Annotated in this window: 6 protein-coding genes; 4 read left to right on the top strand and 2 right to left on the bottom strand. The window is 37.8% G+C overall.

Annotated features, from left to right (window positions below; translation table 11 throughout):
• The first annotated feature begins 223 nt into the window (after positions 1 to 223).
• The 4 genes from H4J57_RS02790 (at position 224) to H4J57_RS02805 (ending at position 6,965) form a co-directional block, all read left to right on the top strand.
• Positions 224 to 1,090: a putative selenate ABC transporter substrate-binding protein gene (locus H4J57_RS02790; protein WP_182241889.1), complete on the top strand. Its 867-nt coding sequence runs from the start codon at positions 224 to 226 to the stop codon at positions 1,088 to 1,090.
• Positions 1,090 to 1,788: an ATP-binding cassette domain-containing protein gene (locus H4J57_RS02795; RefSeq protein ID WP_182241890.1), complete on the top strand. Its 699-nt coding sequence runs from the start codon at positions 1,090 to 1,092 to the stop codon at positions 1,786 to 1,788. Before H4J57_RS02790 ends, H4J57_RS02795 begins: the two co-directional genes overlap by 1 nt.
• Positions 1,789 to 1,797: 9 nt before the next feature.
• Entirely contained in the window at positions 1,798 to 3,297 is a 1,500-nt protein-coding gene (locus tag H4J57_RS02800; RefSeq protein ID WP_182241891.1) for an ABC transporter permease, read from the top strand.
• Between the two features lie 350 nt (positions 3,298 to 3,647).
• Positions 3,648 to 6,965 (top strand): DEAD/DEAH box helicase, encoded by a 3,318-nt coding sequence (locus tag H4J57_RS02805; RefSeq protein WP_182214179.1) that lies wholly within the window; start codon positions 3,648 to 3,650, stop codon positions 6,963 to 6,965.
• Between the two features lie 201 nt (positions 6,966 to 7,166).
• On the opposite strand, the gene H4J57_RS02810 is transcribed toward H4J57_RS02805, so the two are convergent.
• The gene (locus tag H4J57_RS02810; protein ID WP_182241892.1) at positions 7,167 to 8,270 is read right to left on the bottom strand and encodes a GGDEF domain-containing protein; all 1,104 of its coding nucleotides are present in this window, start codon (positions 8,268 to 8,270) and stop codon (positions 7,167 to 7,169) included.
• 160 nt (positions 8,271 to 8,430) lie between these two features.
• A complete protein-coding gene (locus H4J57_RS02815; RefSeq protein ID WP_182241893.1) occupies positions 8,431 to 9,693 on the bottom strand; it encodes a CorA family divalent cation transporter in 1,263 nt (420 codons plus the stop codon).
• Between the last annotated feature and the right edge of the window lie 411 nt (positions 9,694 to 10,104).

Raw genomic sequence — 10,104 nt, forward strand, 5'->3', positions numbered from 1 at the left:
TGTATTGATTTTCAAATAAACAGAAACAGCTAGATATTTTAAATAATAAATATGGCTAAACGGTATTTTATGCACAGTATCGATTAAATTGCGCAAAAGCGTGTGAATCATTATTTTTTAAGTAATAATACGCCATCAAACTTCCATAATTTTCCTGCATCAATATAACATCGATTATCATCATATTGACGTTACTATTGGGTTAAAAATAACTAGAGATACCATGAAAATACTGACCACTTTAATCACATCATTAACGTTAATACTAAGCACCTTAGTAAGTGTCAACGCTATCGCCAAAACCTTTACTTTTACCGCGATCCCTGATGAAGACGAATCTCAATTAAGAACTCGTTTCGAAAAAGTAGCCTTGTATTTAGAAAAGAAACTTGGCGTCAAGGTAAAATACGTACCGGTAAAGTCATACTCTGCCGCCGTAACAGCCTTTAGAAACAACCAAGTTCAACTCGCTTGGTTCGGTGGTTTATCTGGCGTACAAGCCCGACTTTTAGTACCTGGATCACAAGCGATTGCTCAAGGCTATGAAGATCAGTTTTTTAAGAGCTATTTTATCGCTCACCACAGTACGGGGTTAACGATGAACGACAATTTCCCTGATATAAATGATAAAACCTTCACCTTCGGCTCAAAAGGCTCAACATCAGGTCGATTAATGCCACAATATTTTATTGAACAACATTTAGCTAAAAAGCCACAACAAGCGTTTAAACGTGTTGGTTTTTCTGGTGACCATAGCCGCACTATTGCTCAAGTTCAAGCGGGCGCTTACCAAGTTGGTGCTGTTAATTATAAAGTATGGGAAAGTGCACTTAGCGCAGGAAAAATAGACACCAATAAAGTCAGTGTTATTTGGGAAACCCCTACCTACCCTGATTACCAATGGACGATACGCGCCAATGTTGATGCGGAATTTGGCAAAGGCTTTGCGAATAAAGTGCAGGCGGCACTTCTCAATATGAATAACCCAGAGCTACTTAGTAGCTTTCCACGTTCTTCTTTTGTTAATGCTGAAAATAAAGATTTTGAGCCAGTATTAACAGTGGCTAAAAAGATAGGACTTATCGATTAATGATAACCCTCGACAACCTAAACCTTTATCATCATAAAACAACCAGCAGTAATACAGGTAAGCGTAAAGGGGCTGCTCAAGTCATCTTTGATCTAAGTCTGACGATAAATAAAGGTGAAAAAGTTGCGATTATTGGTCCCTCTGGTGCAGGAAAAACCTCGCTACTGCACCATTTTTATCAGTGTTTACAAACCAGCGCAGCGCTTTGTTCTCAGCGCCAAGGCTTAGTCGATAACTTAAGCATCTTCCACAATATATTTATGGGTGCTTTAGCTCGCCACCACTGGTTATTTAATCTTATTAACTTAATAAGACCTTTTAAACAAGACTTACACGATATTGGCCTACTTTGTCAGCAGTTAGAACTAGATGAGCCCTTAGACAAGTCAGTAGATAAACTTTCAGGTGGGCAAAGACAACGAGTCGCATTAGCAAGAGCTTTATATCAGCAGCAAGATATATTTCTTGGCGATGAACCTTTTTCAGCACTTGACCCATTAATGGCGTCAAGAATACTTGAAATAATATTAGCTCGCCACAAAACTGTCATTATGGTTGTACACGACCGTACCTTGGCAATGAACGCTTTCGATCGTGTTATCGCCTTAGATAAAGGTCGGTTGGTACTCGACAGCAAAAAACAGTCAATTAACCAACAGCAGATCAGCAAACTTTATCAAACTGACGCAGTCGCGTAGGTTTATTTTATGGCGTTGCGACAAAATACAGTTTACCCATTAGGATATTGGCAAAAAGTCACCTTATCAATAGGGTTTATCGCCTTAGTTATTATTCCTTTTGCTGATATAGAAATTGTTACTTTCGACCCTTTACTTGAGTTGTCGCTTATGGCTCAAGGTTTTATTCACGCTGACTTTTTCGCCACTGAATACCTGTTTCAAGCGATAATTCAAACCCTTAACTTTGCCATTATTGGTGTATCTTTAGGACTGCTGCTCGGCGCTCCTCTCGCACTCATCTACCCGCACCCTTTAGTATCTGGCTGCTGCGCTTTTTTACGCGCAATTCATGAGATCTTTTGGGCGCTGTTATTTTTACAAGTTTTTGGTCTTTCTCCAATAACAGGCATTTTAGCGATCACTATTCCCTTTGCCGCCACTTTTGCTCGGGTATTTCACGATATAATCAATCAATCGTCAGACAATCCATTAGAGAGTATTGACAGCAGAGCAGATATTATTAGCCGCTATACCTATGGAAAAATAGCTCAAGTTTTACCGCAACTTATCACCTACACACGCTACCGTTTTGAATGTGCGCTGCGCAGTAGCGCTGTACTAGGATTTATTGGTATGCCAACGCTGGGCTATTATTTAGAAACCGCTTTTAAACAAGGAAACTATAGCGAAGGCGCTGCATTACTGATGATATTTATTGCGCTTATTGGCACGATTCGTTATTGGTGCCCTCCTAAGTTATTAGGGGTTTATCTTATTATTGCTTGTATAACATTGGTAGAAATTCCTACGCTAGATAGCAGTTTACTGATACGCTTTATTAGCCAAGATATTATTCCTCCTGCGTTAGTAAACACCTTAAGTTTTACCGACGTGCAATGGTCATTACTTTATACTTGGTTTAGCGATATTGTCACGCTACAGGCTTTCCCCGGGGCGATATCGACCCTAACTTTAGCCTTATTAGCATTAGCGGCTAGCCACTTTGTTAGCTTAAATGCCCATGCCATTGCAAGTAAGCATCTATGGCCTGCCCCACTTGCGTATTTTGGTCAGTTCATTTTACTTATTGGTCGTTCAGTACCTGAATACATATTAGCGTTTATTTTTTTAATATTACTTGGCCCGTCGATGTTACCTGCTATTCTTGCCCTAGCCATACATAATGGTAGTGTTATCGCCTACTTAACGGTTCGACAAAGTAACGCCATAGCGCCCCCCCTGATGCAGATAAGCACGTTAAATAAGTTTAACTACTACATAATGCCAAGCATTTATCCCAATATGATGGCTTTATTGTTTTATCGATTCGAGATTATCGTCCGTGAAACTGCCGTGTTTGGTATTTTAGGTATTATGACATTAGGTTTTTATATCGACAGTAATTTCAGTGAAATACGCTACAGTAGTGCATTAATTCTTATCATCTGTACCGCTTTACTTAATGTCGCCATCGATCATATTTCAATGCGGCTACTTAACTCCCACAAACAATCGTTAACGACATAAGTTAAAACCAACACTTATCGATTTTGCCATTTTATTACAAATAATTAGCTATTCAATAGTCCTTAAAAAAAATGATACCTGTGTTTAAATTGAAGCTTGGCGCTTAAGATGAGCTTCCATTAAAAATATTACCCTTTAATTACAAGTATTAAGACAAATTGAAGGTTTTAATTCTCAGTGATACTATTGAGATGATATAATAAATGATTAACGATTAGCAGTAAGTCCTGAAAGTGCTGTTGAATTAATGTATATTTATCATCCTCTTGATATTTTTATTCTATTGAGAAGTGATATCAAACTAATTTATCCATTCACAACCTATTTGAATTCTTAATAATTAAAAACTTATGGCTACAAACACTTTTACACCTGAATTACTTGAAAAACACTTTGCCAAAAATGAATGGAAAAAAGGAACGCGTATTTTTCAGGCGAATGGCATTAAAACCTGCGCCCTTGATGGTGAAATAATTCGTGGTGTCGTTTACAGTGAACGCTCTCGCCAAAGCACTTATTTGACTCGTTTAGTGCTAAATATTAAGAATGATGGTATTGCCAGTTATTGCGATTGTTATATTGGTCGAGATTGTAAGCATGGTGCAGCGTTAGCGCAGTGTTTTATTCACGAACATTTTGACCAAAACAGTATTGCGACTTCTGAAAAGGTTATTGATAAATGGCTTAGTCGCTTTCAAGCGCAGCCCAGTAGATATCAGCCCAATAGCCAACAAAAGTCGCTATTGTACTTTTTAAAGCCTAACAGTTATAACGAAGATGACTATTTCACTTTAGGTATAAAATCAGCTCGCCCAAAAAATAGTGGTGGATGGAGTAGTTCACTTGGCAGCGAGTTTTCTGCCAGCTCGTTAATAAATAGTGCTTATGCTAATAACGATGATGTTGCTGTACTTACCGAACTGATCCGTACTAATCAATATGGCGATAACATCAAGTATTTTGATTTATTCGAACGTATTATCAAAACTAATCGCTGTTTTTGGCAAACAAGTTACGACTTAAATGAAGCGATCACTTTGGGTGATCCCATAGAAGCCCAGTGGCAGTGGTTAGCCCTTGATAACAAGTTACACACCTTAAAACTTGTTTTCATGGAACCCTCGACCAATATTCTTATCATCAAAGCACAGCCACTTTGTTATTATGATGAAAAGAATAATTGCTTTGGGAAAATTAATACCAATACACAATGTAATTTTGAGGCAGACTTACTCAATTCACCTATCTTCGAAGAAGACAAATTACCTTGGGTCATGAATAAGTTATCCATGTCGTTAGGTGATGCTGTGCAGCGTTTGCCTAAACCCAAAACAGAATACTCACAAGAGTTGACCAAACCAGAAGTACATTTGCACTTTTCAACCCCCCGTGAAGCAGATCCACAATCAGGTTTTGTAAAGGTTAACTTTTCCTACCAAGGAAATTTAGTCAACCCACATAATGAGAGTGTTACGGTTACCCCCAAAAACTCAAGTGAAAATGATAACGAAACTGAAACTGATAAAAAAATAAAACTGTATCGAGATTTAACGTTTGAACAAGCGGTTATCGATAAGTTGACGACGTTAAAATTTACCGTTCAGCCCAAAGCTAAGCGTTATACTTTCACCAATGAAGACTATTTAAATAAAGATAAAACGCCTAAATTTTCGATGCTAATGCAAGGGCGCTACCTTTGGCATCATTTTTTGCATCAAGAAGTGCAACCACTTAAAAATTTAGGCTGGCATATAACTTTTACCGATGATTTTTATTATAAGGCGCTCGCTACCGACAGTGTTTTTGATGCTGAAGTTATTCAAACCGATGACCATGACTTTTTCTCATTAGGGTTAAACTTAACCATTGATGGTAAAAAAATGCCGGCATTTCCTATTTTGCTTGGCGCGATTGAACAACTCCCTAAATCGGCGTTAGTTGACCGCGAAAAAGAAAAACTTATTTCGCCTGATTCACCTATTTACGTTGACTTAGATAATGGTGACTTCGTTGCCTTGCGTTATCAAAGCGTACAACCGATATTGAAACAGTTTATTGAGCTGTTTATGCCCAATGCTTTAAATAAAAATGGCACTATGGAGCTATCACGTTTTCAAGGACATCAAACATTATCAATGTTAGATGACCAAGGAATGATAGCCACGGGTACCAGTAAGTTAAGAAGCTTAGCTGACAAACTCAGAGACTTCCAACAAGTGACCACGGTTCCTGTGCCAGAAGGATTGAATGCGACCTTAAGAACATATCAGCATCAAGGGCTAAACTGGTTGCAGTTCTTACGCGAATATCAATTAAATGGTATTCTGGCTGACGATATGGGTTTAGGTAAAACGATTCAAACCTTAGCGCACCTATTAATTGAAAAACAACAAGGCCGCCTTACTAAGCCCGTGCTCATTGTGGCACCAACCAGTGTTATTTTTAACTGGGCAAATGAAATAGAGAAATTTACCCCACAACTTTCTTATCGCGTTTTACACGGCAGTAAACGCCAGCAGCATTTTGATTGTTTTGAAGGACTTGAGAATCAAGTTGATATTATCATCACCAGCTATGCATTGATTACTAAAGATTTAGCGCTTTATAGCCAGCAAAAATTTTATTATCTAGTGCTCGATGAAGCTCACTATATAAAGAACACTAAAACAAAATTATACCAAGCCTTTTTGACCCTCAAAGCGCAACATAAATTATGCTTGACCGGTACACCGATGGAGAATCATTTAGGTGAGTTTTGGGCACAATTTAATTTCTTATTACCGGGCTTTCTTGGTGGCCAAAGACAATTTACTAAACTCTTTAGAACACCGATAGAGAAGCATGGTGAGCAAGAGCGTAAGCAGTTATTAAACCAACGCATCAAGCCATTTATTTTACGCAGAACGAAAGATAAAATAGCCACTGAGTTGCCGCCAAAGACTGAAATCATTCAAAAATTGCGTATTGAAGGTCAGCAAGCTGAGCTTTATGAATCAGTGCGTTTAGCGATGGACAGTCGTTTAAAAGATATCATTGCTGACAAAGGCTTAAAGCGCAGTCAGATAGAAGTATTGGATGCATTATTAAAACTAAGACAGGTTTGTAATCACCCTAAATTATTATCGCTTGAAGGCGCTAAAAAAGTAAACCAATCAGCCAAGCTTGACTACTTAATGGAAACGCTACCTGAGCAAATTGCTGAAGGTCGCAAAATATTAATTTTTTCTCAGTTCACCAGTATGCTTGCTTTAATAGAAGATGAATTGGTGGCAGAAGGTATTGATTTTGTTAAACTAACTGGTTCAACGACCAACAGACAGGCCGTGGTAGACAAATTCCAAGAAGGTGAAGTGCCGGTATTTTTGATTAGCTTACGTGCTGGTGGTGTTGGCTTAAACTTAACCGCTGCCGATACCGTGATTCATTTTGACCCTTGGTGGAATCCTGCCGTAGAGAATCAAGCAACTGACAGAGCGTATCGAATTGGACAAGACAAACCTGTTTTTGTTTATAAATATATTATAGAAAATTCAATAGAAGAGAAAATCCAAAAAATACAGCAAAATAAAGCAGAACTTGCTAAAGCTTTATTGTCTGAAGAAGTCAGTGATAATAAGCTGAGTTTAACAGATGATATTTTAGGCTCGTTGCTAGCACCGCTGAGCTAATTTGAAATAATAGCCATTACATTGCATAGAGTTGATGAGAATAAGTAGAGTCATCAACTCGCTTTTAATGACACGTCATTACTTTGAATACCGCTAACTTGCTATCTTACTTATCGGGGCAAACTACTCTGTCTCTTGATATTACGGGTTTGGTTATATATTGAGCAGGGGTTACTCAGGTATTAAAAAAGCGCCTCAAAATTAAATATCATTAGACTGTCTGAGGGTAGCGTCTAATTCAATCACGCTTGAAACTTGGTTTCTTCCTGCTTTTTTTACGCTATACATGGCTTTGTCAGCAGCTTCTAGTAGAATTATTCTATTATATTGACTATCGGGAATAGTTGAAGCTAAACCAATACTTATCGTGACATTAAATGTATTACCCTCATAATCTAAAGGAGTACTTTCAATTGAAAGTCTCATTTTTTCTGCCAGTTCCTTGGCATCTTTAGCGCTATATCCTGAAAGTAATACCACAAACTCCTCACCTCCAAAGCGCGCAACGAGATCTGTCGACCGCTTAATATTTTCTTTAATCACTTTAGCCACATGTATTAAGCAAGCGTCCCCACATAAATGCCCGTGCTTATCATTAAATACTTTGAAGTGATCAACATCTATTAGCATTAATGCTGTTGATATTTTATGTCGGCTACCCATTTGCCATTGGCGTTCAAATTCACTGTTAAAGTATCCCCTATTATAAATATTAGTCAGTGAGTCAACTTTGTTGAGTTGTTCTAAGATTTTGTTCTGTCCATCCAGTTTAGTTTCAATTTCAAAAGAGCGGTTATATTCACCTGAAGAGCGAATGCCCATCAAACCAATGAAGGTTACATAGACGAGGATCATAATCGCATAAGGGAGTTTATCTTCAATAATAAAACCCGCTATTATTGATGGAACTAGAAGTACTCCTAAGTTCAATAAGGCTAAAGATATTCTTGGTGTCAGTGCGACAATGGCACTGCTGGCAATACCACCGATAGCCAACATAGTAACATGTAAAATAGGGGTGAAACGCGGGTCGTATATCGCTAAGCCAAAGAATAGGCTTAATACACTTGCCTGTAACAATGATAAAACAGTAAAGCAATTGCGCCACACGTTAGGAGAATAATTATAAATAGCATCGCTAAAAAAACAGTGAGCAAAGCGTACTATACTAATTGCCAGCATGCTTAAAGCAAAAAACAAGGTCAAAGCAGGCTCTTTGGTGTGAAAATCAAATGGCCAAAAAACAGCTGGTAACATCACCGCATAAATGGCGATGCCCGTCATCGAACGACGTCTAAGATCCATATCAATACGTTGTTGAATGTCTGGTAATTTTTTGATGTTTAGCTCCTGTCGATAATCAGTTTTATATGTAATCGTCTACTAATAAAAATTAAATAGTGATTTTTTGTCAATAAATTTAAGTGTATACGCTAGGATAATAATGGTGAAAATTTTTTATCTTTTAACGAAACCATCCCTTACTGGCAAAAATATAAATACCACAAGACATCGCCACACCAACAAAGAAAGTCACTTCATATAAAGTAAAATCCCAAGGGCTGTCAATTAAATTCATTCCCATTAGACCACCAACCATGGTAGGAATTAAAGTTATGGTGGTGATAACAGCCAGTAATCGCATTACCTTATTCATTTGAAATGAAGACATATTAATGCGCAGTTCAACTAATGCTGCCAGTGTTGTTACTAAGTCATCGGCACTATCAAATAATCCATCAACGTCATCGGCTAATACCGTCAGAATAGGTCGAGGCATCACTTCAAAACTTTTAATTGCAAGAGGCTTTTCTGCAAGTTGGTGAACCACTGACGCCAAATGCTTAAGGTTACCCCTAACATTGGTAATTTCATTACGCAGTCGAAACGTTTGGTCTAAAAAGCTTTTATCACCTAATTTTTTTTGATGCTTATCTAGGTATAAAAGCGTCTGTTCTAATGTGCCAATAACATCGGTGTATTGTGCGACAAGAACACGAATAAGCGCACTTGTCGCTTGCATCAGAGGCGGTGCAGGTATTCCTACCTCCGTTAAATCAAGTGTTATTTCATCTACTAGCGATGATTCTGTCCCAGACAAGGTAATAATATTATTATTCGCGCCCAATAAAAGAATAGGACTTCGTTCTATGGTCGGCACACTATCATCGGACTGTTTTACCACCTTGGGACTCCAGAGGAAAATGGCGGTGTATTCATCCATTCGCTCTATTCTTGGGTACAACGAATGTTTAAAGAGCATATCTAAGGCAGACTTAGGGGCTTGAAGAATCTCCGCAACTTCTGTGAGTTGCTCAGAGTTGAGCCCTACAGCAAATAACCAGTCATTACTTGACGACTTTAATCGTTTTACAACACTACCCCAAGTTAATTCAGCGTAGCCACAAATATTTTTATCTACTAACGAATAGGCGCTAAAAGACTGTATTGGTGGTGACAATACTGTCGAAACTTTATTGTTATCTAAGGACATAGCGAATTTCATTCGAACACCAAATAAAGCCATTCGGATGAATTTAAGCAGTCTTAAAGCAGGAATATTACGTAAATGTTCATTAGCCATGGGGATCAAGGATAACAAGCCCGTACAGATGATGAATAAATCTAAGATACGCCACGGATCCAGTAAAAACACACGGCGACTTGATGCTAAAACAAAGTTAACGCCGTATTCAACGATGAAAAGAGCCAGGATCCCCCATTCCAAAAAACTTTCGCTTGAGAAAATCGCTCATTAGTCGCAACGACTGTTGGCGCTAGAGCAATGAAAAGTGAAACAAGCGCTAAAAAGCCCATGACACGTTCATTGAGCAACAAGCGAATTTTTGATGTTATAAAGATACTCTCATCCACCTTGGAATTAATTATGTGTTAATTGTATTATTAAGGCTAAAATGTGTAAACACATTTCAAAACAGAACAGCAAGTGCATTTCAAGTTCCTTCTTTTCGTTGTATTTTTCACAGCAAAGTTATCAATAATAATTTAAATTATGGGCATCTATTTATCTTGAAATAACCTATAGTTATAGTGTTAAGGATAAAATAATGTTATAAATTAATTGGTTAACATACATTAACCGTTTAATTAATAAATATATAACAACACCACAAGCAAT

The sequence above is a fragment of the Colwellia sp. BRX8-7 genome (assembly GCF_014077275.1).
Lineage (GTDB): Bacteria > Pseudomonadota > Gammaproteobacteria > Enterobacterales > Alteromonadaceae > Colwellia_A.